This window comes from Streptomyces sp. bgisy100 (genome assembly GCF_057709105.1).
In genome coordinates, this window is record NZ_JBYITE010000030.1 from 1 (window position 1) to 25,476 (window position 25,476).

The following is a 25,476-nucleotide window of genomic DNA, read 5'->3' on the forward strand; positions in this document are numbered from 1 at the left end:
CCCCCCCCCCCCCCCCCCTCCCCCCCCCCCCCCCCCCCCCCCCCCCCCCCCCCCCGCCGCTGGTCACCGCCGGGACGGGGGTCGGGCGGTGACCAGCGGCGGGGTGCCGGGACGGACCGGGGTGCGGAGCGGATGGCGCACGGAACGGACGGGGCAGGGAAGTACGGCGGCCGGGCGTCCGGCGGCCCGGTGCCGTCGGGGCGAACCGGGCCGGCAGCGCCAGGAACCGAGCGCGCGGGCAGGGGACCGGAAGCGGGCCGGGCCATGCGTACAGGCCGGGCGCGGGGCCGTACCGGGGCGGCCCGGCACCCGGCACCCGGCACCCGGCACCCGGCACCCGGCACCCGGCACCCGGCTCAGGATTCCGGATACTGCCCGATGTAGAGCTCGGCGAACGCGGCGGCCGCCGCCGGGGAGTCCAGCAGGCGCCGCAGGCGCGCCCCGGCGACGCCCGCCCGGAACGGGTCGGCCGCGCCGGCCCCTGCGGTCGGCCCGTGCAGCAGTTCGGAGAACCACTGCGAGAACTCCTGGTACTGCCAGACCCGCCGCAGACTGGCGGCCGAATACCCGGTCAGCCCGGTGTCGTCACCCGTCCCGTAGTGGGCGGTGAAGGCCTCGGCGAGCAGCAGCGCGTCGTGCAGCGCGAGGTTCATGCCCTTGGCGCCGATGGGGGCGACGAGGTGTGCGGCGTCCCCGGCGAGGTGCAGCCGGCCGTGGGACATCGGGGCCACCACGTAGTTGTGCATGTCGAGGACCCGCTTCTCGATCAGGCGGCCCTCGGTGACCTCCCCGCCGGGGACGGCGAGCCGGGCCTGCAGCTCCTCCCAGACCCGCTCGTCCGGCCAGGCGGCCTCGTCGTCCCCCGGCGGGCACTCCAGGTAGAAGCGGGTGACCTGCGGGCTGCGGGCCATGTGCGCGGCGAACCCGCGGGGGTGGATGCCGAACACCACGCCGTCCGCGGACGGCGGCGCCTCGGCGAGCACGGCGAGCCAGCCGACGCCGTAGTCGTGCTGGGCGAAGACGGTGCTGTCGGCGGGCAGATGGCTCCGGGACACCCCGCGGGCCCCGTCGCACCCGGCGATGTAGTCGCAGGAGATCCGGTGCCGTTCGCCGTCGGCACCGGTGTAGGTGACCGAGGGCTGCCCGGAGAGCAGGTCGTGCAATGCGACGTCCCGCACCTCGAAGCGGACATCACCGCCGCCGTCGGCGAAATGCCCCACCAGATCGGTGACCAACTCCTGCTGCGGATACACGAAATGGTGCCGACCGGTGAGTTCCGCATAAGCGAAGGCGTGGCGGGCGCCGTCGTAACGGAATTCACACGCTCCGTGGCGCTCCGCAGTCCGCAGCAGCCGGCCCGCCAGACCGTGCCGCTCCAGAGCGCGCACCGCCCATTCCTCGAGGAAGCCCGCGCGGGGGCGCCGCTCGATGAAGGAACGACTCGCGGCCTCGATCACGACACAGTCGACTCCCTTCCGCCGCAGGACGTTTGCCAAGGTCAGGCCCGCCGGTCCGGCGCCGACGACGGCGACCTGGGTCCTCGTTGAGGGCATGGGAACAGTTCTGCCTTCCTCCAGGGACACGGCCGCCCGGACGGCGCCGCGGCGATGATCTTCCCGTGACGGAGAACCCCGTCGCCACTCCACCGCAACTGCAGTTTGCGGACATTGTGCGCACCCGGGTCATAACCGTGAGGTCGGTGGCCGTGAACTGTTCCGCCCCGCTTACCCGAGGTGTCAGGATGCGGACTACGGTATGGCTGGTTACCCCGGACACACCGATAACTTCATCGATCCGTTCTTCACCAAGGACACCTGTCCCGCCCCTCTTCCGGAGCGGCGGATCCGTAGTGTGCTGGTCTCCCCGACCCACCGGGGGCTGCCGGCCACGGCGCTGCCGGCGGCCCCGGCAACCGTGGGCTCGGCCGACGACGGCGCGCCCCGGGTCCCCGCCGCGGAAGGGCACGCAGTGGCCGTCGCGCGCGGCGGCCGTCAGCGGCGAAGAGCGAGCGATCAACTCCTCCCCGGTGCGACAGCTGTGGGAGCCCGGCCGGGGCAGGTGCGGCCGGCTCCCCGCGGCGCCTGGTGGGCCGACAGAGAAAAGTGTGAGGAACGTGCGGTTGAGAAAACGTCACCAGTGGCTGGCCGGCTCGCTCGGAGTGGGTGTCGTCGCCGGCCTGCTCTCGGGCTGCGGTTCGGACGAGGGGGACGCGGCGGGCACGGGTGAACCGGTGATCATGGGGACGACCGACGAGGTGCAGTCCCTCGACCCGGCCTCCGGCTACAACGTGGGCTCCTGGTTGGTGTTCAACAACGTCTTCCAGTCGCTCATCAGCTTCCCGCGGGGCAGCACCACGCCGGAGCCCGAGGCCGCCAAGAGCTGCGGCTTCACGGACAGCGCCAGCCGGGTGTACCGCTGCGTGCTGAAGGACGGCCTGAAGTTCAGCAACGGCAACAGCATGACCGCCGAGGACGTGGCGTACTCCTTCGAGCGCACCCTGCGGATCAACGACGACAAAGGTCCGGCGTACCTGCTGTCGTCGATCAAGAACGTCGAGACCCCGGACGACAGGACCGTGATCTTCCGCCTCCGGAGCTCCGACGCGACGTTCCCGATGAAGATCGCGTCGAACGCCGGGGCCATCGTGGACCACCGGGAGTACCCCGCGGACCGGCTGCGCACGGACAACAAGATCTTCGGTTCCGGTGTGTACAAGCTGGACTCGTTCAACCGGAAGAAGGCCGACTTCTCGGTCAACCCGCAGTACAAGGGCTCGGCCGAGCCCAAGAACTCCGGCATGACGCTGAAGTCCTTCCACGGCGACCAGGAGGCGCTCAAGCACGCCGTGCAGCGCGGCACCGTGGACCTCGCCTACCGCGGACTCGCGGCGAAGGACATCTACGAGCTCGAGACCAAGACCACCCAGAACCGGGGGAACGTCAGGGTCGTCGACGGCGCCAGCGCCGAAGTGATGCACATGGTCTTCAACATGAAGGACCCGGTCGTCGGGAAGCTGGGCGTCCGCAAGGCCATCGCGCACCTGGTCGACCGCACCGCGCTGGTCCGTGACGTGTACCAGCGCACCGCCGAGCCGCTGTACTCGGTGATCCCGGCCGGCATCACCGGTCACAAGACGCCGTTCTTCGACAAGTACGGCGACCGGCCGCAGCGCGACAAGGCGGCGGCCGCGCTCCGCGGGGCGGGGATCAACGGCAAGGTCAAGCTGACCCTGTGGGCGACGCCGGTCCGCTTCGGGCCCGCCACCGTGCCGGCCTTCAAGGAGATCGCGCAGCAGCTCAACGCGAGCGGCCTCTTCGACGCCGAGGTGAAGAGCGTCCCGCTCGACGAGTACGACAAGGGCGTGCGCGCCGGGAAGTACGGCGTCTACGTGCGGGGCTGGCTGCCCGACTACCCGGACCCGGACATCTTCATCACGCCGTTCTTCAGCAAGAAGAGCATTCTCGCCAACAGCTACGAGTCCAAGCGGATCACCGACGACCTGATCCCGGACACCGTGCTGGAGGCCAACCGGCCGGTCACGGCGGACAAGTTCGCGGAGATACAGTCCATCGTCGCGGACGACCTGCCGGTGCTGCCGCTGTGGCAGGGCAAGCAGTACGCGGTGGCCCAGAAGGGCATCTACGGCATCGAGTGGAGCCTCGACGCCTCGACCGTGCCGCGCTTCTGGGAGATCAGCAAGAGCGAGGAGTGATCCGTTAAGGACACGCCCCGGGCGCTCCCTCCTCGGGGGAGCGCCCTTCGCTGTGTACAGGGCGGGTGGGGCGCCGGCGCCGTGCGGCTCGCCGCCGGGGCGGGGCCGCACGGCAGGGGCCTCACCCGTCGGCGGGGTCCTCGGGCCGGAGGTCGCCGCCGCTCCAGACGAACCGGGCGCTGGTCACCGCGTCGTCGCCGTCCCCGGTGATCAGCTGGTGGACGGCGATGCCGTCCAGCTCGCGGTAGGTGCACCACTCGTGGTCCGAGGTGAGCACCAGGTCGAGGTCGAGGGCTCCGAGGAGGCCGAACACCTGGCCCCGGTTGGCGGTGTCGACACCCGCGAAGACCTCGTCCAGCAGGATGAGCCGGGGCGCCTCCGGCACGGCCTGGTAGTGCGCGGCCACCGCGGCGAACAGCGGCAGATGCAGCGCGATCGCCTTCTCCCCGCCGGACAGCGCGCCGTGCAGCTTCTTGGTCAGCAATTGCCTGCCGGAGCCGTTCGAACGGTCGAGCTCCACGACGAACTGGTGCCAGGCGGGGTAGTTCAGGACTTCGGAGAGCTGCTCCTCCCAGGTGGCGGCGGTGTTGCGGGCCTTGGCCTCCTCGATGCGGCTGCGCAGGAACGCGTGCAGGGTGGCGCGGCCGGTCTCGCCGATCGTGGCCGGGTCCGCCAGCAGCAGGTCGCGGGCGGTCCGGATGTCCGGCGGCAGGTCGGGGTGGACCTGCCACACCAGCCGGACGGCCACGTCCGAGGCGGTGCGCACCCGGCCCAGATGGGCGTTCATCGTGTCGACCAGCTCATTGGCCTGCCGTATCCGGGCCGCCAGATGGCGCCGGACGTCGCCCTCGAGGGCCGTCTCGAACAGCGTCCGCTCGGCCGTGCCGATGTGCTCCCGGCGCTGTTCCCGCTCGGCGATGAGCGCGGCGTGGAGCCGGGCCGCGCCGATCGGTGTCCCGTCCAGCGAGGCGGTGAGCACCGCGGTGGCGCCGTGGGTCTCCAGACCGAGCTCCGCACGGGCCCCGAGGGAGGGCCGGCAGGTGTGCAGCGCCTCGGTCAGCCGGCCCAGCTCCTCGGTGGTCTCCTCCGGTCCGTGGGCCAGGGAGGGCCAGGCCTCCGCGGTGTCCTGGGCGGCCGAGAGGAGGGCGGGAATCCCGTCGTCGGCCGCGCAGGCCAGCGGGATGTCGGCGTCCTCCGCGAAGCCGAGGAGGCACAGCTGCCGGAAGTGCTCGGCCGCGCCGTCGCGTACGGCGACGGCGGCGTCGCGGCGGCCGATGTCCTCGGCCGTGGTGACCCCCAGGGCACCGATCCGCTCCGCCAGGTTCACCAGGTGGGCGGAGAGCTCCTCCGTCTCGCGCCGGGCCGCTGCCAGGGCTTCGCGCGACTCGCCGATCCGCGCGGCGACCCGGCCGTGGCTCTCACCGGCGGCGCTCTCCGCGGCCTCCAGTGTGGCGGCCAGGGAGCGGGCCCGGGACTCGGCGGCCTCGGCCCGGGCGAGGTGTTCCCCGGCGCGTGCCCGGGACCGGCCGGCCCGGTCGCGGGCGTCCGTGGCGGCCCGGAGTCCGTCCCGGAGCCGGAGCTGGGCGTCCAGCCAGCGATCGCCGGACTCCTGCAGCGCCGCGACGGCGGACTCCAGGGTGTCCAGCGCGCCGTGCTCGGCAGGAAGGCCGTACGGTTCGGCGGCCGAGCCGAGCGCGCGCAGGGCCCTGGCCACCTCCTGTTCGCGGGCCTCCAGCCGGGTGACGGCGGCGCGGACCGCGTCGTCCCGGGAGGAGAGCAGGGACTCCGCGCGGTCCCAGCGGCGCTTGGCGGCCCGGAGCCGGCGTGGGTTCGGGCGTGCCCTGCGGTCCGCCGCGAGACGTTCCCGGCGCTGCTGAAGCTGCTGCAGTTCCTCGTCGAGTTCGCCGATGAGCGCGGTCACCGTGTCGAGCCGTTCGAGGAGTTCCGCTATCCGCCGCCTGCGGGTCCGCTCGCGTGCGGAGGCGCCGATGTGGGCGGCCTCCTCCTTGCTCCAGGTGCCGGTCATCCCGGCCAGCCGCCAACTGCCGTCCGCGCCGACCGCCAGCGGGTGTCCGGCGGGGAGCGCCGGGCCATGGGCGATGGCGGCGAGCAGTTGCCGGACCCGCTCCGTGGGGACGGCGGTGCCGGGCTCGGGCCGGAGCACATCGAGCAGGGACGGCCCGTCGACGGGGGTGACGGACTCCGGGTGGGCCAGGACGTCGTGGCCGGGGGCCGTGACCTCCCCGTGGGTGCCCACCCAGGCGTCCAGCAGGCCGCAGGCCTGGAGCGCCGCCTCGACGCCCGCCCGGACCCCGTCGGGCACCTCGTCGTGGAAGGCGACCAGCCGCCACAGCGGTGCGCCGTCCATGGTGGACCGGACGGCGGTCCGGGTGGCCGGCGCAGTGGGCGGCAGATCCGTCTGGCGGCCCAGGAGTTCGACACCGGCGGTCAGCCGGCCCCGCTCCTGCCGGGCGTCCCGGAGGGCGGCCCGGGCCACCGTCTCGCTCGCGGTCAGCTCCGCTTCGACGGTGCGGGTGGCCTCCTCCGTCCCGGCCGACACCGCGCTCTCGGTCGCGGCGTGGGCGACCAGGTCGTCGAGGTCGGCGAAGCGCAGCTCGGCGCAGCCCTCGGCCCACTCCCGCACCTGCTGGGCCTGTTCGCCCAGCGCCCGGTCGTAGACCCGGTCGCACTCCTCGCGCTCCCCGTGCGCCTCGGCCAGCCGCTCCCGGGCACCCTCCAACTCCTCCTCGGCCGCGCCGCGTTCGGTGACGGCGCGGTCGAGCCGGTCAACGGCGCGCCGTACGGCCGCGATCCGCGCGGACCGCTCCCGCACCGCGTCCCGCAGCAGCCGACGGGCGGTCCGGGCACGCTCCTCGGCGGACCCGGCGGACCCGTCCGGAACTTCTCCCTCCGGAGCGGACCCGGGCAGCGCTGCGGCTCCCTCCGGGACGGCCCCGGACAGCCCCGCGGCCCCCTCCGCAGCGGACCCGGGCACCGCCGAGGCCCCCTCCGGGACGGACCCGGCGCTTCCGCCGGGCTCCGCGGGCGCGCCGTCCGATGCCCCGGCCTCCGGCGCGGCCGGCGAGCCGGGCGCCTCCAGGGCAGCTTCGAGCGCGGGGCACAGCGGCTCCAGACCGGCGCTCCGGGCCGCCTCCCGCACGGCGTCCAGTGCCGCCGCGACCTCCGCGGCCCGGGACGCGGCACTCCGCTGCGTCTCCTCGGCCAGCCGCTCGTCGCCCCCGCTCTCCCCGAGGCCGGCGTCGGCCTCCCGCCGCTGCCACACGGCGTCGGCACGGGCCTCCTCCGTCTGCCGGCGGAGCTGGTCGGCCTCGCCGCCCCGGCGGTACTCCGCGCTGTCCGTCAGCCCGTCGATGCCCGCTTCGAGCTGCTCGACGGCCTCGGTCAGCTCCTTTCTGCGCTGCTCCGCCGCGTCCCGCTCGGCCCGCGCCCGGTCGTGGCTCTCCTCGCTCTGCCGGGCCACCAGCGCGAGGGTCTCCAGCTCGGTGCCGGCGGAGATCAGCCCGGACGCCGCGCCGCGGAGCACCCGCCGGGCGTAGTCGCGTTGCCGAGCGGCCAGGGTGCCGGCCGCGGCCACTTCCTCGTCGAGCCGGCGCAGCTGTTCGCGCTCCTGGTCGAGCTGTTCGAACCCGTCGGCCAGTTCGGCGACCTCGGCGGTACCGAGCGGCGGCAGGGCCTTGGACAGCAGGGACGACAGCAGGGAGGGGTCGAGGCGTTCGGAGAGCTTGGGGGTGCGCAGTTGCAGCAGGGCGGTGATGAGCGCTTCGTACCGCTGCTCGCTCAGGCGCGGGAAGAGGGTGCCGCGGACGGCGTCGCGGTAGCCCTCCGGACTCGCGTGGACCTCGCCGTGTCCGGCGAGGGCTTCGGCCAGTGCGGCCCGGGTGAGCGGCTGCCCGGCCGCGTTGACCAGGGGCAGGCCGCCGTCGACGGCGATCCGCTGGGTGGTCGTGAAGTAGTCGGCGTGCACCGCGCTGGTGTGCGCGCTGGCCTGCAGCCGCGCTCCGCAGCAGAACCAGGACCGCTCCTCGCCCCGCCCCCGGGTGAACTCCAGCCACACATAGCCGACTCGGGTCTTGCCGGTGGTTCCGGAACCCATGAGGTTCCAGTGCATGGTGCGTTCGGAGCCGCCGAAGGTGGACAGCCGGTGCGGGCGCAGGCTCGCGTCGAACAGGTGGGGCAGCAGAACCTCGAGGGCCTTGGACTTGCCGGAGCCGTTCGGCCCGCGCAGCAGCAACCGCCCGTCGTGGAAGGTGAACGTCTCGTCGTAGTAGCGCCAGACGTTGACGATGCCGGCGCGCGACGGCTGCCACCGGGACCCGGCCGGGGCCCCGGGGGCCGTACCGTCCGCGGGCTCGGCCGCCGGTCGGGGGAGTTCCGTGATGCTCACCGAAGGTCCCCTTCCGGGGTGTGGGTCGTGGTGGAGGTGGGGTCCGTGCCGCGGTACCGGGCGGCGGCGGGACGGGCCGTCACCCGATCGTCCTCCGTGCGGCGGACCAGTGCAAAGTCGGTCAGGACGCGGACGGCGTCGTCCACGAGCCGGTTCACTCCCCCGGGCGTCGAGAAGGTCTTCGCCCAGCGCGGGAAGCGGCGCAGCAGTTCCTCGGTGTCGCCGTAGAGCTCCTCGCGGCTGCGACCGTGCGGGGAGGCCACGACGGGGTCGAGCAGGAGCAGCGCCGCGACGTTGACGGTGCCGGAGTCGTCGGGGAAGGTGCTGTCGGTGGCGATGGCGTCCGGGTCGATGAGCAGCAGGCCCTCGGCCCGCTCCTCCAGGACGAACCCGGCCTGTTCCACGGCCCGGTGCACGGTGAGCCGGCCGGCCGGTGAGGCGAGGAATGCGCCTTCGTCCGGGGTCAGTTCGTCGCGGTAGAGCACCGGGTCGTCGAAGAGCCGGCGGAGGACGGCGTGCCGCAGCCGCACGGTGCGCCGGGGCCCGTCGCCGGCGGCCGGGCCGCTGCCGGGCTCCGCCGCGGAGCCGCGGCCCTCCCCTGCCAGCCCGTCCAGCAGCTCGTCGAACCGGCGGGGCACCTCGTCGGCGGGGACGGCGGCCCGGGAAGGGCTGTTGGGGGCGGCGAGGAGCCGCTCCAGCAGGGTCGCGTCCACCCGGTAGAGCACCTGCGCCCCGGGGTCGTCCACGAAGCTCTCGGTGACGCCGTCCACGGCTTCCAGGGCCCCGGTGGACTCCAGCAGGCTCAGGGCGTCCACGCAGGCCAGGCGCTCGGCCCGGTGTGCGGGGTCGAAGCCGGGAAGCGCCGGATCCGCGGAACTCGCCTCCGCCACCCGCTCGGTGAGCAGGCCGATGGTGATCACCGGTACCGGCAGCAGCTCGGCGGCGAGCAGGCACAGCAGGACGTAGCGACGGCGGTCGAACGGCGCCCGGCCCGCCCGCTGCCGCCGGGCGGGGCGGGTCGCGTCGGCGTCGGGCCGCACCTTCAGCAGGCGCGCGTAGCCCCGCCGGGGTTCCACCGAGAGGGCCCAGCCGCAGTGGTAGTCGAACCACTTGGTGAGGGGTTCCCGGCGGCGCCGGATCACGTCGAAGGCGTCCGGGTCGGTCCGGCCGGTGACGAGGGGGGTGCGCAGCAGGGCCTTGAGGCCCCGGGCGACGTCCTCCCGCTCGGCGACGACGAGTTGGTTGTTGAGGTTGCTCATTCCGCTGCCTCCGGGGCGCCGGCGGTGCGCGGGGACGGCACGGGGGCGCCGCCCGACGGGCGTACCTCGACGAGGTAGTCGGGGCCCTCCAGGCTGCCGTGGGGAGTGCGCAGCACCGCGGTCCGGCCGTCGGCCGCCTCCCGCAGCACCACCTCGACGCGCCCGTCGCCGGTGCTGCCGCGGCGGGCTCCGGTGCTGTCGGGAGGGGTGGAGAGCGCGCGGCCGAGCAGGTCGAGCAGCCGGTCGAACACCCCGTGCTCCAGCCCGCCGAAGTCCGAGAGGCGGACCGGCCCGTCGGTGCGCAGCAGGTCCCAGGCCGCTTCGAGTTCGGCCCGCTCGTGCCGGGCGCGTTCGGCGCGGGCCGCCTTGAGGCCGGCGACGTCGCGCACCCGGGCGGTCCGGGTGAACCGCTCGGTCCGGCCGCTGCTGCGCAGCAGCGAGGACACTTCGACGGGCTGGGCGAAGGCCCAGCTCTCGGCCGGGGAGATGAGCTCGGGGTCGGGGTGGCAGAGGTGGGCGTGGCGGGCGGAGGTGAGGCCGAAGGCCGCCGCCCAGAGCCGGTGCAGTTCGTCCTCGCCCGGCGCGGCGGCGAACCACCGGGCCAGTTCCCGGAAGTCCTGGTCGGTGGTGGCGGAGGGGCGGCGTGGATCCGTGATGCGGTCGAGCATATGCAGCAGGGTAAGGACCGCCTGTCGGGCGGTGTCATGCAGCCGCTGGATACGGGCCGGTGTGCCGTCGGCGGGCCGGAACCAGGCCCGCAGCAGCTCCCATTGCTCGCGGCGCCGCTCCAGCCAGGCGGCTTCGGCGTCCCCGCCGCCGTGGGGTGGCGGTTGCGCACCGCGCAGGGCCCGTTCATGCAGCACCATCACGCCGCGCTCCTCGATGCGGGCGACGGCCGACGCCAGTGCGGGCCCCCGTTGCTCCAGCCCGGTCAGGAACTCCTGGAGCCGGGCCGGCGTCGCCGTCCGCACGGCGGGAACGCCGGCCGTCCCCGCCTCGCCGGCCCGGCCCGGGCTCCGCGGTTCGCCGTGGAGCGCCGCGGTGTTGGCGTCCAGCTCCGCCAGGTGCGCCTCCAGCTCGGTGAGGGCGGCGAGCATCCGGCCGTCGGCCGTGGCGGGCCCGGCGAGCAGCCGGTCCAGCTCGTCGAGGCGTTCGGCGACCGCGTCGAGCACCGCGGTCCGCGGGGCTCCGCAGGAGTCCAGCAGGCCCAGGGCATGCCGGACTCCGGCGATCACCGCCTCCCCGTGCCGGGTCAGGGAGTACCGGACGGCGCCGCGCTCGTACTCCTCTGCGGGGCGTGGCGCCTCGCCTCCGTCCCCGTTCGGCTGCAGCAGCCCCCACGCGCGGAGCCGCTCCAGCGCTGCCGCGAGGTCCAGCTCCGTTACGGTGCCCGGCCCGTCCGCACCGCCCGCCACGCGGCGGATGTCGTCCGTCCCGAGTGCGGTCTCCCGGCACTCCCCGGCGGCGGCGAGCACTTGGAGAACCGCTGCGTCCAGTCCGGCCCGACTGCCGGGCACGAACCGGACCCTGTCCGTCGGCTTGCGTAACGGCTCCATCGCTCTGTCCCCTTCCTCCGGGCGCCACCCCCGCGCCCTCACCCGGGGACCACCGTACGAGGAGCCACCGACAGCCACGCCGCGATCACCCGATCCGGCGGCACACCGGACGTGACGTGGCTCGCATGCGCCGATTGCGCGCTGATCCGGCGTGAAATGTCCGGCGCGGCATAGGCTGCCGGTCATGAGCGCACACTTTGACGTGGTGGTTCTGGGCGCCGGTCCCGGCGGATATGTGGCAGCGATCAGGGCCGCCCAACTCGGCCTGAGCACGGCGATCGTCGAGGAGCGGTACTGGGGCGGCGTCTGCCTGAACGTGGGCTGCATCCCGTCCAAGGCCCTGCTGCGCAACGCCGAACTGGCGCACCTCTTCACCCAGGAGGCGAAGACGTTCGGCATCCGCGTCGACGGCACGGTCACCTTCGACTACGAGGCGGCCTACACCCGCAGCCGCAAGGTGGCCGACGGGCGCGTCAAGGGCGTGCACTACCTGATGAAGAAGAACGGGATCACCAAGTACGAGGGCGTGGGCAGCTTCACGGACGACCACACCCTCCAGGTCGCGCTCGCAGGCGGCGGCACCGAGTCCGTCACCTTCGACCACTGCGTCATCGCGGCAGGCGCCACGACGAAGCTGCTGCCCGGCACCTCGCTGAGCGAACGGGTCGTCACCTACGAGGAGCAGATCCTCAGCTCCGAGCTCCCCGGCAGCATCGTGATCGCGGGCGCGGGCGCCATCGGCGTCGAGTTCGCCTATGTGATGCGCAGCTACGGGGTCGAGGTCACGCTGGTGGAGTTCCTGGACCGGATCGTCCCGCTGGAGGACGAGGAGGTCTCGGCCGAGCTCGCGAAGCGCTTCCGCAAGCTGGGCGTCAATGTGCTGACCTCCACCCGGGTGGAGGCGATCGACGACTCCGGGGACCGGGTCCGCGTCATGGTGACCACCGGCGGCCAGCGGCAGACGCTGGAGGCCGACAAGGTGCTGCAGGCCATCGGCTTCCAGCCGCGGGTCGGCGGCTACGGCCTGAAGAACACCGGGGTCCGGCTGACCGAGCGGGGTGCGATCGACGTCGACGCCCGCTGCCGCACGAATGTGCCGCACATCTTCGCCATCGGTGACGTCACGGCGAAGCTGATGCTCGCGCACGCGGCGGAGGCCATGGGCATCGTCGCGGCGGAGACCATCGCGGGCGCCGAGACCATGGAGCTCGACTACGTGATGATTCCGCGCGCCACCTACTGCCAGCCGCAGATCGCCAGCTTCGGCTGGACGGAGGTGCAGGCGCGTGAGCAGGGGTTCGACGTACGGGTGGCCAAGTTCCCCTTCACCGCGAACGGCAAGTCGCACGGTCTCGGCGACACCGCGGGCTTTGTGAAGATCCTCAGCGACGCCCGGTACGGGGAGCTCCTCGGCGCCCATCTCATCGGGCCCGAGGTGACGGAGCTGCTCCCGGAGCTGACGCTGGCCCAGCAGTGGGACCTGACCGTCCATGAGGTGGCCCGCAATGTGCACGGGCACCCGACTCTCGGCGAGGCGGTGAAGGAGGCCGTGCACGGGCTGGCGGGGCACATGATCAACATGTGATGTGCAGATGCCGCCGCACCCCGTCTGGCCTGCTACTCAGCGGGGCAGAGAGTGGTACGGCGGCATCCCTGGGACTTCTCTGGGACTTTGAGCCTTCGGCGGGCTACGAGCCACGCTCCACAGGCTCTGCCGACCGGCCGCAACTACGCGAAGATCGCGTCGATGGCGGCCCAGCTCCTGCCGGAACGGCGGGTCCGCACCAAAGACCGCTTCGGCAATCGAGCGATCTCCAAGTACAACGCACGTGGACCCGCCATCGACCGGACCACCTACAAGGCCACCATCAGCATGTTCACAACCGACCCTTGACTCACCCAGCCCCGCCCCGACTGAACGGCGTCGGTACTAGCAGCCTCTCCGCCGGCGCGGGCCAGGGCGTCGGTTCACTGCTGATGCGGACGGCCCGATCGCGTCGGCTGGAGCGCGTTGGCGAACACGTACTCGCCGACGTTGGTGCCGATCTCCCTCCCGTCCTCGGCGTCCCAGCGGAAGTGCATGCCCAGCCACAGTCGGCTGAACTCGCCCTCCTCGGCGACCTGGCTGAAGCTGTTCATCCGGCGGAACCGCTCGAGGGTGTGCGGGTCCTCGGACTGCGCGGTGAACGAGGCGTCGTCACGGCCGAAGAAGTTCTGCATCGCGGCTGCCCACGCACCGGTGAAGTTGGCGTGCCCGGAGGTCCAGGCGATGAAGCACGGGGTCCACGGCCTTCCCGCCCGGTCCGCGCTGAGGGGCTGCCAGTTCGCATTCTCTCCGCCCAGCGCCTGGATCGCGGACACCGGACGCCATTCGTTGATCGGGCCGTCGAACTTGCTGTCCCAGGCCGCGATCCCGGCATCCGCCAGGGTCAGCGCCGACAGTGCGAACAAGCGGGTTGTCTCGTACGTGTCGAGCTTGAACTTCTTGGCGACCGTCCCGGTCAGCTGGAGCAGCTGCCCCGGGGGGTGGTAGGTGCCGTTCAGGTCGTGGTCCCAGAACCAGCCGATGACGGTCTGTTCGCGGGTGCGCTCGGTGGAGTCGACGGCACCCACGCGTCGCACCTCGTCGACCTGGCGCGCGTACTCCGGGCTGTTCACCATCTCCTCGTAGGAAGTGAAGCCGCGCAGGCTGGGAGGCCGGAACTGCGAACCGGAGCGGAGCACGAACGGCTTCACCTTGCCCCAGTTCGGGGTCACCGCGTCGCCAGGCTCCTGGCAGGCCCCTTCGTCAGCCGTCGCCTCTTCGCCCGTCGGCCGCCAGGCGCCGGGTGTGGTGGTGTCGCCGTCGTAGAGGTCCGGATTGTCCGAACCGTCGTTCGCCCGGGCCTTGTTGATCTGCTTCATCACGCGGTCGACCACGAGGCGGTCGAGGGGGTCGGGGGCGTGGGGGGAGCGACCGGTCCGGGCCTCGTACCGGGCGTCGATGAAGGCCCGGTCGCCCGGGTACAGCTCGGAGAGCATCCGGTACGCCGTGCGGTCGATCAGCCGCTCCTCTTCGTCCGCGCGCGGCTTCGACCAGTCCGGGGCGTACTTGAGCGGCTGGTTGAGGTACGGCTCGTACTTCATGGTTCCGTACGTGTTCCGGTAGGCGCTCTCGGCGTTGTAGATCGCCGCGAAGACCATGGCCCCGGATCGGGAGAGTTTCCCGGGCGAGGCGTCCCAGTCCCGCGCATTGCGGAACGTCTGCAGCAGAACCTGGTTCCAGTACTGCGTCGGATCGCCCTTGCGCTCCGGCCCGGCGGCGGCCTGCGGCGCAGCGGCCGCCACCGGACCGAGCCCGGCGAGCAGGGCACCGGCCACGACGACGGCCCGGAGCCGTCCCCGGCGCCTGCCGGCGCGGGACTTCGAGCGCGGGAGCGCGGACTTCGCGGCCGACCGACGGCCATGGTTGGGCATGGGGGGCACAACATTCCTTTCGACGTCGCTGATCAACGGCGAAAGAGTAATGTCGAAAATGTCAAGATTTGAGTGAACCGCGCCGATATGGCGATGCTCTTGTGTTCATCGGTATGTGCATGGAAATGCTCATCCGATCGCGGTTGGCGGTCGGACGGCGGATGCGGTCGGGGGGCCGGCGCTCCGCCGCTCCCGTCCGGCGACCCGGCCTCCCGCCCGTCCCCGGGCGATGCCGTACGGCCCGCATCGCACACCGGGGACGGCCGACCACCCCCAGGGCTGCGGCGCCCCGGCGGGGCACGGACCGGATCCGCCCCGGTTCCTCAGTTTCGTTCGAAACGCCACCGGGTCTGGCTGTACTCGCCCTTGCGGAAGGCGAACACTGTCGCGGGCGCGACCTCGTAGACCAGGGCCCGGCCGCCCTGACCGACGAACGCCCCGTCCCGCACGACGAAGTGCCACTCGCTGCCGTACTTCGCCTCGTAGGCGTCGGCGACGCGCCGCAGCCGGGTGTCGTCGCCCAGCTGCACGGCCTCGCCCTCGACCACCAGGTCGACGCCTTCGTTCAGCGCGTTGCGCCCGGTGGTGAGCGCACAGCGGGTGTTCCGGGCGAGGTTCCGCGCCTTGCGCTCCTCGGTGCCGGTGCAGAAGTACAGCGCGTCGTCGAGCCAGACGGCCAGCAGCGGGGTGACGTGGGGGCGTCCGTCCGGGCGCACCGTCGACAGCCAGAACAGCTCCGCGCCCTCCAGGCCCTCCAGGGCCTCGGCCCAGGGGGTCGGGGCCGCGCCGGGGATGCTGTACCGGGCGTCCAGCTCGGCGACCGGTCGGTTGCCCGCCATGGTGCTCTCCTCTCGTGCGGCCGGTGGCCTCGCGCGGTGGGCGGACACCGGCCGTCCACCGGGCCCCGGCGGTCCGTGGGGTGTCCGGACCGGACCATGGTGGCAGCCGGGCCGTGGCCGGACGCGGATGCCGCGCGGGCCGGGCCCGGACGCCCGACCACCCGTCAGGCACCGGCCACCCGTCAGACGCCGGCCACCTGTCAGGCCTCGGCGAGCAGGCTGCGGTACCAGGTGAGGGTCGTGTCGAGGGCGTCCTCCAGCGGCACCGGGCGCGCGTCGAAGGCGGCCTCGAAGGCGGAGGAGTCCATGATCTGCGGCTCGGTGTGCTGGTAGAAGAGCTCGGCGTACTCGTTCATGAACACCTCGTCGAACGGCCCGAACGGCCGCGCCTCGGGCAGCACCACGGTCTGCAGCGGGCGGCCGGTCCACTGTTCGATGAGAGCGTGGATCTCCCGGGTCGTGCGGGCGGGGGCGGTGGGCAGGTGCCAGACCCGGCCGTCGGCGTCGTCGCGTTCGCCCAGGGTGGCCATGCCTCTCGCGACGTCACCGATGTAGGTGTGGCTGTGCGGCAGGTCGATGTCGCCGAGGGCGAGGACGTCCCCGCCGGAGAGCGCGCCGGGGAACACCGCGCCGCCGAGCGTGGAGTTGAGGACCCCGGGACCGACGAAGTCCGCCGCCCGGCCGAGCACGACGCGGGCCCGGCCCTCCCGGTGCGCGGCGAGGTAGTTCTCGTCCAGCCGGGCCCGCATCCGGCCCTTGCGGGTGGTGGCCCGCCACGGGGTGTCCTCGGTCATGACCGCTCCCCCGGTGTTGCCGTACGGGTAGAGGGTGTCGAGCACCACGAGCTTGGCGCCCTCGGCCTCGACCGCGGCCAGGATCGCCTGCTGGATGCCGGGCAGCAGTTCCGTCTGCAGGTGATAGGCGACATTGACGCAGTGGTGGACGACGGCGGCGCCCGCGACGGCGGCCCGGGCCTGCCCGGGATCCCGGACATCGGCGGCGTGCCGCTCGACACCCGGCAGGGCTGGGCCTTCGGCCCGGCGGTCGACCAGACGGACCGGACGGCCCCGGCGGACGAGTTCCCCGGCCAGGGCGGTTCCGGCCGGCCCCGAACCGAGGACGACGTGCAGTTCTTCACGGGCAGCGGACATGGGTCTCCTTCATCGGGGCGGGCGGGCACGTCCGGCGGACCGCGTGCGGGGCGGACATGACGGTCCGTCCCGTGATCGCCTGCGGTTCGCGGTGACCCCACCGCGAGTTACGCATCATTACTTGCGTTATAATCTCTAACACTTTTGGACTTTAACACCTTCGCACCCGGAGCGCACCCCCCTTCGGCGACGCAATCCCCGGCGAATCCCCGTGCACCTGGGCCCGACCGCCGGATGCCGCCGCATTCCCCGAGGGCGGGCGGTCCGTGATGGTGGGAGTTCGTGGGAGCGGGGCGGTCCGCGGTGGTGGGGCGCGCAGCCGGGGTGGCGCGCCGGGGCCGACCGCCCCGCCTCCGCCGCGCGCCGGGGCAATGGCTCTACGGTCGGCACATGGGAGTCGGAGTGGTGTTCGCGCTCTGCGCCTCCGTCTGCATGGGCACCGCGACGGTGATGCAGGCCATGGGCGCGCGCATGGCGGCCGACGAGTCCTCCGGCAGCGGCGTGAGCACGCTGCTGCTGGCCGTGCGGCGGCTGCCGTTCATCGCCGGCATCGGACTCGACATGCTGGGTTTCGCCGCGGAGCTGGTGTCCCTGCGCACGCTGCCGATCTTCGTGGTCGAAGCGGCGCTCGCCTCGTCCCTCGCGGTGACCGCCGTCGTGGCGTCGCGGGTCCTGCACATCAGGCTGCGCCCGACCGAGTGGACCGCGGTCGTCACCGTGTGCTGCGGTCTGGCGCTGCTGGCCGTCGCGGCGGGCCGGGAGGGCAAGGGCGACGGCGACGAGACGCTCCGGCTGGCCACCCTGTGCGCGTCGGTCGGATTCGCGGTGGTGGGCTGGGTGGTGTCGCGCCGCCTCCAGCACAACCGGGCCGCCGTCCTCGGGCTGATCGCGGGACTGAGCTTCGGGCTCGTCGCCCTGGGGGTGCGGATGCTGCCCGGGTTCGGCGTCGTCGAACTGCTCACCGAGCCCTCGACGTACACCGTGATCATCTCCGGGATCACCGGCTTCCTGTACCTCGTCGACGCGCTGCAGTCGGGGTCGGTGACCGCGGCCACGGCGGCCATGGTGATCGGGGAGAGCGTGGGTCCGGCGGTGTTCGGGGTCGCCTGGCTCGGGGACTCGACCCGGCACGGGTACGCACCGCTGGCCGCCCTCGGCTTCGTGCTCTCGATCGGCAGCGCGCTCGCCCTCGCCCGCTTCGGCGAGGCGGAGCAGCAGACGGCCACGCCCTGAACGCCGTGTGCCCGTACCGGTGCGACGCCCCCACGGCCCCTCCCCCGGCCGGCGTTCGGGGACTCCGGACGCCCCCCGGCTCCCCGAGAACCGTGAGGGGGTGAGCGGCACTCATGCCCGAGAGAACTCCCGGCGACGCGGGTCGCGGGTCGTTCACCGAACGCCTGTACCGCGCATTCCATCTCTCGCCCGCCGGGCGGGGCTGGCGGCACGCGGGTGAGCTGGAACTGATGCAGCGTTCGATGGGGTTCGCCGCTCTCGGCTTCCTCACCCTGGTGCCGCTGCTGATCGTGGTCGCCGCGGCGGACCCGGCGAACGGGCGGGGGTTCGCGGAGTGGCTGGGCGACGGTCTGGGGGTGTCGAAGGGGGCGCAGCAGGAGGTCGAGCAGCTGTTCACGAAGCCGCGTCAGGCCCTGGAGTCCACCACGGCGTTCGGCCTCGCGGCCCTCGCCGTGTTCGGTCTGACCTTCGGGTCGGCGGTGCAGACCGGGTACGAGCGGGTGTGGGAGCTGCCGCCGGCCCGCTGGCACACCATGTGGCGGCACCTGGTGTGGGTCGCCATGCTGATCGGCTATCTCTTCCTGTCCGCCCACTTCACGCTGGAGCCCCAGTCGTCCGGCCGGGTGGCGGAGACGTTCTGGCGGTTCCTCGTCGCCGTCACGAGCGCGGTGCTCTTCTTCTGGTGGTCCCAGCGGCTGCTGCTCGGCGGCCGGGTGGGCTGGGGCGCGCTGCTGCCGGGCGCGGTGGCGACCGTGATCGGCCTGCTCGGGCTGCGGGTGTTCTCCCGGCTGGTCTTCTCCCCGCTGATCGCGTCCAACGCGGTCAGCTACGGGCCGATCGGCACGGTGCTGGTGATCCAGTCCTGGCTGGTCGGGGTGGGGGTCGTCGTCTTCGGCGGGTCGCTCGTCGGCCGGCTGCTGTACGAGGAGGGACCGCGGCTGCTGGGCAGGCTGCGGCGCCGCGACCGCTGAGGGGCCCCTGCACGAAGAGCGTCCGATGAGGTCGCGTTGTGCATCGCAAGGCGCCGGAGAGATGTGCGGTGCCGGACCGCGCGCCCCCGGGCGGGCGCGGTGCGAGGCCCCTCGGACCGGGGCCCCGGGCCGCTGCCCGGCGCGACGGCTCCTCTAGGGTCGGCTTTTCGGACCGATCCAGGGTCGGCTCTTTCGGACCGATCCAAGGTCGGGCTTCCGGACCGGTCCAGGGGGTCGGGCTTGGGGACCGACCCGACGCGAGGGGGGGCTGGACGTGTGTCGTCCCGGAGAGTCAGCGCAGGAGTGCGGCAGCGGTCGCGCGGCGGCCCGTGACAGCCATCGGAGCGATGGCGTTCCCGGCCGCGGGGCGGCGGACGGCGGGGCTCCGGACCCGGAGGCCGAGCGGGTGACGGCGTTCCGCCACGCGCTGGGGCTCCCCGGCCTGATCGACGTCCATACGCACTTCATGCCGGAGCGCGTCCTGGCCAAGGTCTGGGCCTACTTCGACGCGGCCGGGCCGCTGACCGGCCGCCCCTGGCCGATCACCTACCGCGGCGACGAGGACGAACGCCTCGCCCGGCTGCGGTCGTTCGGCGTCCGTGCGTTCACGTCGATGGTCTACCCGCACAAACCGGGGATGGCGGAGTGGCTCAACGGCTGGGCCGCCGGCTTCGCCGCCCGCACCCCCGACTGCCTGCACACCGCCACCTTCTTCCCCGAGCCGGACGCCGCCCGCTACACCGCCGAGGCGGTCGAGGCGGGCGCCCGGGTGTTCAAGTCCCACCTCCAGGTCGGGGCGTACGACCCCAACGACCGGCTGCTGGACGGGGTCTGGGGGCTGCTCCAGGACGCGGGCGTCCCGGTGGTCACGCACTGCGGCTCGGGGCCCGTTCCCGGCCCGCACACCGGGCCGGGCCCGGTCGGCGCCCTGCTCGCCCGCTTCCCGCGGCTGCGGATCGTGGTGGCCCATATGGGCATGCCCGAGTACGGGGACTTCCTGGACCTGGCCGCCCGCCATCCGTCCGTGCGTCTGGACACCACGATGGCCTTCACGGACTTCAGCGAGGAGAGCGCACCGTTCCCGGCCGGGCTGCTGCCGCGGCTGCGGGAACTGCAGGACCGCATCCTGCTCGGCACCGACTTCCCGAACATCCCCTACCCGTACGGCCACGCCCTGGACGCCCTCGCCCGGCTGGACCTCGGCGACGACTGGCTGCGGGCGGTGTGTCACGACAACGCCGGCCGGCTGTTCGGCATCGGCTGAACCCCGTCTCCGACAGCCGGCAGCCGGCAACCGGTCCCCGTTCCCGGGTTTTCGGTGCCGGTCTCTGGCGCTCCGGCCCCCGATCGAGTGTCATGTTCCCGTCGAACTAGCCGAAGGAGTCGGTGTGCGCTTACTGCGAGCGGTGTGCGGGGCGGTGGCGGCCGTATCCGCCGCGTCGTTGATGACGGCGCCGGGGGCGGCAGCCCGGCCGGCGGGCCCGCCGGCCGGGACGGTGTACGTCCAGAGCGCGGTCAACGGCCTCAACGCCTCCGACAGCGGGGACACGATCGCCCTGCACCGGCCGCAGGGCAACGAGGACCGCCAGCAGTGGAACGCCGCCCCCGTGAGCGCCGGACGCCATGAGCTGCGCAGCGCGGACGACCCGGCCCGCTGCCTCGGGCGGAGCGGCGACCGGGCCGTGACCGTCGCCTGCGGTGGGGCGGACGCCGGCTGGGAGATCGCACCGGCCGGGAACGGCCGGTTCTCCCTCGCCGTGCCCGGCACCGGGAACCGGCTCGCGCTCGGCGAGCGGGCCGGCGGCGGCAGCTACCCGGACCAGCCGCGCATCGGCGGCGACGGGGAGCTCGCCCACTGGTTCCTCACCCCGGCGCCGCTCCCCACGGCCGCGATGCCGCCGGCCGACCGGCGCACCCTCGACCAGGTCACCTTCCTCACCGCGCACAACGCCTACGCGAACGGTGTGGACGGCGGGTTCGCGCCGCCCATCGTCAACGCCTTCCCCAACCAGAAGCGGGGCATCGAACAGCAACTCGCGGACGGGGTCCGGGGGTTCATGCTGGACATCCATCAGACGCCGGACGGCGCGATCCTGTGCCACAACAGCTGCACGCTGGTCTCCCGTCCGGTCGCCCTCTGGGTCGACCTGCAGCGCATCGTGAACTTCCTGCGCCGCAACCCGGGTCAGTTCGCCACGGTGTTCCTGGAGGACTACGTCTCCGCGGAGGTGCTGCGCGGCGAACTGGAGCGGGTCGACGGCCTGTCGGACGTGCTCTACCGGCCGGACCGGGAAGGCGTGCACCAGCAGGGCTGGCCGCGGATGGCTGATCTCGCCCGGCGCGGCAAGCAGTTGCTGATCTTCACCGACCGGACCCGCGCGCAGGACGCCGGAGGCCCGGCCCGCGGCGACTTCGGGGTGCTCTACCAGCAGGAGTGGACGGTCGAGAACCACTGGTCGATGGGGCCCGGGGTGGGCTCGTCCAACTGGGCCTGCTACAGCCGCTGGTACGGCGGTGACCTCAACGTTCCGCTCACCCGGGAGGACGGGGCGTTCCGGCCGCTCTTCGTGATGAACCACTTCCGGGACGTTCCCATCACCGCCACCGCGTCACTGGACAACAGCCGGCTGCTGAACCGGGCCGAGAACTTCTGCGCCCCGGCCGCCCGGAAGAAGCCGAACTTCCTGGCCGTGGACCACTACGACCGGGGTTCCGCCCAGTCGGCCGTGGACCGGCTGAACACCTACACGGTGACGCCCTGAGCTGCCGGCTCCGGCCGGACGCGGTGACGGACCCGGCCCGTCACCGCGCCCCGCCGGAGCCGGGGTCGGGGTCGGGGTCGGGGTCGGGGTCGCCCGCGGACTGTCCAGCCGATATCCCGGTGTCGGTCGGCCTCAGTCACCGAGCCGGGGCCGCGCTGCCCGACCGTGGGGCCCCGCGGTCCCGTGCCCCGTCGGCGCGGCAGCGGAACTCCCGCCTCCACCGGGGGTGGCCGGGCGCGGGGCGCCGGGAGCCGGGCGGGCCGGCTACGACGTGTGGGTCTGGGGGTGCTGCGGCTGCTCGGGTGTCCCGCCGGTGGGCTCCTCGGGTGTGCCCGGAGTCTGCGGCTGTCGGGTCCCGGTCTCCTCGGCCGTCGGCGGCTTCCCGGTCTCCTCCTGCGAACGCCCCGGGGTGCTCTCGGGCGTGTCGCCGGGAGCGGATGCGGAGGGCTTCCCCGACGGCCCGCCCGGGGTGCTCTCGGACGGCGCGCGCGACGCCGGGGAGGCCGGGCACTCGGCCCGGCGGGCCGGCCGGCTCTTCAGACCGGTCACGGCCGGCTGCTTGCAGACATGGGCCTTGAGCTCGTTGAAGGCCTTGATGATCTGCGCTCGTGACTCGGTGCCGTTCTGCAGGTAGGTGTTGAGCAGGTGGAGGGTGATGGCGTCCCGGGGGTCCAGTGAATCCGCCGAGGGCTGCGTCCCGGTGGAGTCCACGGTGGACCTGAGCAGCGGGCTGATGATGTTGATGGCGTCGCCGCGGAGCAGCACGTACTTGCTGTCGTCACCTTCCAGCGAGGATCGGGTCTCGTCCCCGAAAGGAGGTGCGATGTAGAGCACCCCGACCGGGGAGGGCCCGGGAGGCAGACCTTCCCGCTCACGCGCCGCCACGATTTCCTTGTCCAGATCCTGTTTGGCCTGGCGGACCGGGAAGCCGCCCTCGCTGTGGCTGACGAGGATGACCGGCTTCCCGGCCTGCAGTGCCTCCCGCCCTTGTTTCATGAGGGCGGGATAGGCCGTGTTCTCCTGGGCCTTCTCCTCGTTTCCGCCGTACTGGTACAGCAGTCCGGGCAGTTTCCTGAGGAAGACATCCGCACCCATCGCCTCGGCGGTCCCGCCCGCGGGGACGCCCTGTCTCCGGACCAGCATGTCGACGTAGCTCTTGACCTCCGGAATCGTCTGCTGATCCCTGACCACCCGGCCCATCGCCTGACCGTTGGCGAAGCGCAGTGCGGCGTCCATCGCGCTGACGTTGTACGCCTGGTCGACCTGCTGCCCGAAGGCACCACCGAGTGCGGTGGCGGCGTCCTGGGCCTCCTGCCCCGTGTTGAGAACCCCGTTGCCGAAGATCGCCGTGACCTCCCGCGAGGCGCCCGGACTCGGCTGGGCCACCCGCCCCGGGTGCCGCGCCCCGGCACCGTCGGCCCCACCGGGCGCCTTGTCGTTCTGCCCGGAGGGGGCGGGGACGGTCACCACCTGGCCGGCCCGCGCCCGCTCGCCCAGCGCCCGGTCGTTCGCCTGTGACTCCGCCATGCCGCCGGGCCGCTTCCACTGCCGGACGTGCGAAGCGAGCACCTCGCCGAGGATGGCGTCCTGGTCCACCCCGGTGTCCCGGGCGGTGGCCATGGCGTCGGCGAGCTTCTGGAAGGCGGGGAGCACCTCGTCGTCCGGGAGGCGCTGCTCGGTGGCGCGCAGACTGTCTTCGAGCGCCTCTCGGGCGGACTCCGGCGTCGGCGGCTTCTTCTCCCCCGACGTGCATGCCACGAGGAGAGCGCCGCAGAGGCAGACGGTCAGCGCACCCCTCGCCACTGCGGAGCTCCGGCCGCGTCTGCCGGGGGAACGACGGCATGGCTGCAGCACCTTCATGCCGTCAAACTGCCACGGCACCTGCGGCGGCGCCCGGTGGCAGCCGCCGAACGGCGGCGGGCACCTGTGGACACATCGCCGAGCAGCCGTGGACTCAGCGCTCACGACAGACGGTGGCCTCCCGGAAGGATGAGGTCCGTCCCCGCTCTCCCGGTCACCCGGGTGTGCGAAGCGTGCCGCCGTCCCGGTACCGGAGCCGCTGTCCGCTCAGCCGGCGACCGTGTGCGGTTCCGGCCGGGTGGTGCCGCGCAGTTCGAGCCGCAGCTGCACCTCCTGGTCGCCGGGGACGGTGTGGCCTTCCTCGGTCACTCCGAACGCCCTGCCCAGGGACTCCCGGATGTCGTGCATGGCCCGTTCGCTGCCGAAGAGGTCGGCGGTGACCGCGCCGTGCAGCGCCGGCGGGGGACCTGGCTCTCCGTGGCGGCGTACGTCGAAGGTGCCGATCCACACCATCGGGTTGGCCCGCGTGTGGCTCTTCACGCAGTGCTCCTCGGCCTTCCGGTCCATGGGCGCCGGGAAGGCCGCCCGCAGGGCGTCGAACACCAGGTCCGCGTCCTCGGGAGCGCAGTCGGTGAGGTGGACGCTGACGTGGGCGGAATGCTGCAGGGTGGTCATCGCCATCACTCCTCTGGAAGGCCCGCCCCGCCGTGGCGGAACGCCTCGGGCCCGGATCCGCGGACGCCCACTCCCCTGCTGCGGGCGAGGGGTTCTCGCACGGGCTTGCCGCGGCCCGGCGGCCCTGCTCCCGGGTCTCTCCCGATCGTGTGCTCACCCGCGGAACCGTGTCAACCGATGGCGCCGCCCGGGCCCCCTGCCCCGCGGCACGGGCCCTCGTCCGGCGTCCGTACGGGGCCTCGGCCCCTTCCTGTTCCCGCCGTCACCCGGCCCTGCGGCTCCCCGCCGTCACCCGGCCCTGCGGCGCGACCGCCGGGACGGGCGCCGGAGAGCCATCCGGCGGGGAACGTCCGGCCCCGCGCCGGGTGATCAGAAGTGGCACATGGCAGTACAGCAGGTCAGAGCATGCGGTACATGATGTGCAGGCCCACGTAGCCCTTCTCCGGGTGCCGGAAGGCCTCCGGCAGGGTGCCCACCACCTCGAAGCCGAGGGAGCGCCACAGCGCGACCGCCCGGGTGTTGGTCTCCACGACCGCGTTGAACTGCATCGAGCGGTAGCCCTCCGCCCGCGCCCAGTCCAGGACGTACTCCCCCAGCGCCCGCCCCACGCCCCGTCCGGCGTGCCCCGGGGCGACCATGAAACTCGCGCTCGCGACGTGCGAGGCGGGGCCCATGTGGTTGGGGTTCATCTTGGCCGAGCCGAGGACGGTGCCGTCGGGGTCGATGGCGACCACCGTGCGGCTCGGCGGGGCCAGGCACCACATCTCCCGGGCCCGCTCCTCGCTCACGTCCCGGGGCCAGGTGTAGGTGTCCCCGGCGGCGACGATGGGCCGGAGGAACGCCCAGATCGCGGGCCAGTCCTCCGGTGTCGCTTCTCTGATCAGCATGGGGCCCAGCATGGTCGCTCACGTGCAGGAAAGCGACTGCTTTCCGGCACTCCCCGAGCGTGCGGGCGTTCCGGTACACCTTCCGCGATACGAGGCCGGTGCGCCTGCCGCGGCACGACGGCCCGTCCGCCCGGCCCGGGAGCCTCCGGCCCCGCGGGAGCGCTCGCCCCGAGCCCCGGAGGACTCGCCGGGAATCAACGACAGAGGATGTCCGGTATCCCGGCAATCCTGGAGCCATGGCAACCGATTGGACCGACTTCCAGGCGGCGGAGCCCGGCTTCGCCGAGACCGTCCGCACCCGCTTCCAGCAGCACAAGCACCATGTCCTGGCCACCGTGCGCCGGGACGGATCCCCCCGCACCTCCGGGAGCGAAGTGGAATTCCGCTTCGGCGGGATGTGGCTCGGCATGATGCCGGACTCGCGCAAGGCCCTCGACCTGCGGCGCGATCCACGGTTCGCCGTGATGGCGAACCCCGGGCCGGACACCTCGATGGGCGGCGGCGACGTACGGGTCGGGGGCCGCGCCGTCGAGGTGACGGACCCCGAGGTGAAGGTCCGCTTCACCGAGGAGGTGGAGGTGCCGCCCGGGCCGTTCCACCTCTTCCGGGCGGACCTCACCGAAGTGGTGCGGACCTTCGTCGACGGAGAGGAGCTGGTCGTACAGGTGTGGCGGCCCGGCGCTCCGCTGCGCACCCTCCGGCGGGCCAACGACGACAGCCCGCCGCGGGAGGACCCGCGGCCGTAACGGACGGGCGGGCCCGGCCCGGGC

18 protein-coding genes are annotated in these 25,476 nt (G+C 73.2%); 8 read left to right on the forward strand and 10 right to left on the reverse strand.

Going from position 1 to position 25,476, the window contains the following annotated elements; all coding sequences use genetic code 11:
• Positions 1 to 356 precede the first annotated feature (356 nt).
• Positions 357 to 1,553 carry a 4-hydroxybenzoate 3-monooxygenase gene (locus AC3EQ1_RS20065; RefSeq protein ID WP_432095711.1) on the reverse strand — a complete coding sequence of 399 codons (1,197 nt, stop codon included), beginning with the start codon at positions 1,551 to 1,553 and terminating at the stop codon, positions 357 to 359.
• A gap of 566 nt (positions 1,554 to 2,119) precedes the next feature.
• On the opposite strand from AC3EQ1_RS20065, the gene AC3EQ1_RS20070 reads away from it, so the two are divergent.
• The gene (locus AC3EQ1_RS20070) at positions 2,120 to 3,712 is read left to right on the forward strand and encodes an ABC transporter substrate-binding protein (RefSeq protein WP_432095712.1); all 1,593 of its coding nucleotides are present in this window, start codon (positions 2,120 to 2,122) and stop codon (positions 3,710 to 3,712) included.
• A 121-nt stretch (positions 3,713 to 3,833) separates the two neighbouring features.
• On the opposite strand, the gene AC3EQ1_RS20075 is transcribed toward AC3EQ1_RS20070, so the two are convergent.
• The 3 genes from AC3EQ1_RS20075 to AC3EQ1_RS20085 are packed head-to-tail and all read right to left on the reverse strand — an operon-like array spanning position 3,834 to position 10,893.
• The gene (locus AC3EQ1_RS20075; RefSeq protein ID WP_432095713.1) at positions 3,834 to 8,117 is read right to left on the reverse strand and encodes a TIGR02680 family protein; all 4,284 of its coding nucleotides are present in this window, start codon (positions 8,115 to 8,117) and stop codon (positions 3,834 to 3,836) included.
• Entirely contained in the window at positions 8,114 to 9,376 is a 1,263-nt protein-coding gene (locus tag AC3EQ1_RS20080; protein ID WP_432095714.1) for a TIGR02678 family protein, read from the reverse strand. Before AC3EQ1_RS20080 ends, AC3EQ1_RS20075 begins: the two co-directional genes overlap by 4 nt.
• Positions 9,373 to 10,893, reverse strand: a complete 1,521-nt coding sequence (locus AC3EQ1_RS20085; RefSeq protein ID WP_488187162.1) for a TIGR02677 family protein — start codon at positions 10,891 to 10,893, stop codon at positions 9,373 to 9,375. The genes AC3EQ1_RS20080 and AC3EQ1_RS20085 overlap by 4 nt, the downstream gene beginning before the upstream one ends.
• Positions 10,894 to 11,116: 223 nt before the next feature.
• Between AC3EQ1_RS20085 and lpdA the strand changes: the two genes are divergently transcribed.
• Positions 11,117 to 12,517: a dihydrolipoyl dehydrogenase gene (gene lpdA, locus AC3EQ1_RS20090; protein WP_432095716.1), complete on the forward strand. Its 1,401-nt coding sequence runs from the start codon at positions 11,117 to 11,119 to the stop codon at positions 12,515 to 12,517.
• Between the two features lie 162 nt (positions 12,518 to 12,679).
• Positions 12,680 to 12,826 carry a hypothetical protein gene (locus AC3EQ1_RS20095; RefSeq protein WP_432095717.1) on the forward strand — a complete coding sequence of 49 codons (147 nt, stop codon included), beginning with the start codon at positions 12,680 to 12,682 and terminating at the stop codon, positions 12,824 to 12,826.
• 74 nt (positions 12,827 to 12,900) lie between these two features.
• Here AC3EQ1_RS20095 and AC3EQ1_RS20100 read toward each other — a convergent pair whose 3' ends face one another.
• The 3 genes from AC3EQ1_RS20100 to AC3EQ1_RS20110 form a co-directional block, all read right to left on the reverse strand.
• A complete protein-coding gene (locus AC3EQ1_RS20100) occupies positions 12,901 to 14,388 on the reverse strand; it encodes a vanadium-dependent haloperoxidase (protein WP_432095718.1) in 1,488 nt (495 codons plus the stop codon).
• A 323-nt stretch (positions 14,389 to 14,711) separates the two neighbouring features.
• Positions 14,712 to 15,227 carry a pyridoxamine 5'-phosphate oxidase family protein gene (locus AC3EQ1_RS20105; protein WP_432095719.1) on the reverse strand — a complete coding sequence of 172 codons (516 nt, stop codon included), beginning with the start codon at positions 15,225 to 15,227 and terminating at the stop codon, positions 14,712 to 14,714.
• 200 nt (positions 15,228 to 15,427) lie between these two features.
• Entirely contained in the window at positions 15,428 to 16,378 is a 951-nt protein-coding gene (locus tag AC3EQ1_RS20110; protein WP_432095720.1) for an NAD-dependent epimerase/dehydratase family protein, read from the reverse strand.
• A gap of 390 nt (positions 16,379 to 16,768) precedes the next feature.
• Between AC3EQ1_RS20110 and AC3EQ1_RS20115 the strand changes: the two genes are divergently transcribed.
• The 4 genes from AC3EQ1_RS20115 to AC3EQ1_RS20130 all read left to right on the forward strand — a co-directional run bounded on the left by AC3EQ1_RS20115 (position 16,769) and on the right by AC3EQ1_RS20130 (position 21,344).
• Positions 16,769 to 17,611, forward strand: coding sequence for a DMT family transporter (locus AC3EQ1_RS20115; RefSeq protein WP_432095721.1), 843 nt, complete (start codon positions 16,769 to 16,771; stop codon positions 17,609 to 17,611).
• 113 nt (positions 17,612 to 17,724) lie between these two features.
• The gene (locus AC3EQ1_RS20120; protein WP_432095722.1) at positions 17,725 to 18,582 is read left to right on the forward strand and encodes a YhjD/YihY/BrkB family envelope integrity protein; all 858 of its coding nucleotides are present in this window, start codon (positions 17,725 to 17,727) and stop codon (positions 18,580 to 18,582) included.
• Between the two features lie 406 nt (positions 18,583 to 18,988).
• Positions 18,989 to 19,846: an amidohydrolase family protein gene (locus AC3EQ1_RS20125; RefSeq protein ID WP_432095723.1), complete on the forward strand. Its 858-nt coding sequence runs from the start codon at positions 18,989 to 18,991 to the stop codon at positions 19,844 to 19,846.
• A 181-nt stretch (positions 19,847 to 20,027) separates the two neighbouring features.
• Positions 20,028 to 21,344, forward strand: a complete 1,317-nt coding sequence (locus AC3EQ1_RS20130; protein ID WP_488187163.1) for a phosphoinositide-specific phospholipase C-related protein — start codon at positions 20,028 to 20,030, stop codon at positions 21,342 to 21,344.
• A gap of 264 nt (positions 21,345 to 21,608) precedes the next feature.
• Here the strand turns inward: AC3EQ1_RS20130 and AC3EQ1_RS20135 are convergent, their stop codons facing one another.
• From AC3EQ1_RS20135 to AC3EQ1_RS20145, 3 genes are all read right to left on the reverse strand, one after another.
• Complete coding sequence (locus AC3EQ1_RS20135; protein WP_432095725.1) at positions 21,609 to 23,102, reverse strand: superantigen-like protein SSL4; 1,494 nt, start codon at positions 23,100 to 23,102, stop codon at positions 21,609 to 21,611.
• A 309-nt stretch (positions 23,103 to 23,411) separates the two neighbouring features.
• Positions 23,412 to 23,819: a hypothetical protein gene (locus AC3EQ1_RS20140; protein WP_432095726.1), complete on the reverse strand. Its 408-nt coding sequence runs from the start codon at positions 23,817 to 23,819 to the stop codon at positions 23,412 to 23,414.
• 398 nt (positions 23,820 to 24,217) lie between these two features.
• Entirely contained in the window at positions 24,218 to 24,706 is a 489-nt protein-coding gene (locus AC3EQ1_RS20145) for a GNAT family N-acetyltransferase (protein WP_432095727.1), read from the reverse strand.
• 236 nt (positions 24,707 to 24,942) lie between these two features.
• Here AC3EQ1_RS20145 and AC3EQ1_RS20150 point away from each other — a divergent pair, with 236 nt between their 5' ends.
• Positions 24,943 to 25,452 carry a pyridoxamine 5'-phosphate oxidase family protein gene (locus AC3EQ1_RS20150; protein WP_432095728.1) on the forward strand — a complete coding sequence of 170 codons (510 nt, stop codon included), beginning with the start codon at positions 24,943 to 24,945 and terminating at the stop codon, positions 25,450 to 25,452.
• Positions 25,453 to 25,476 lie beyond the last annotated feature (24 nt).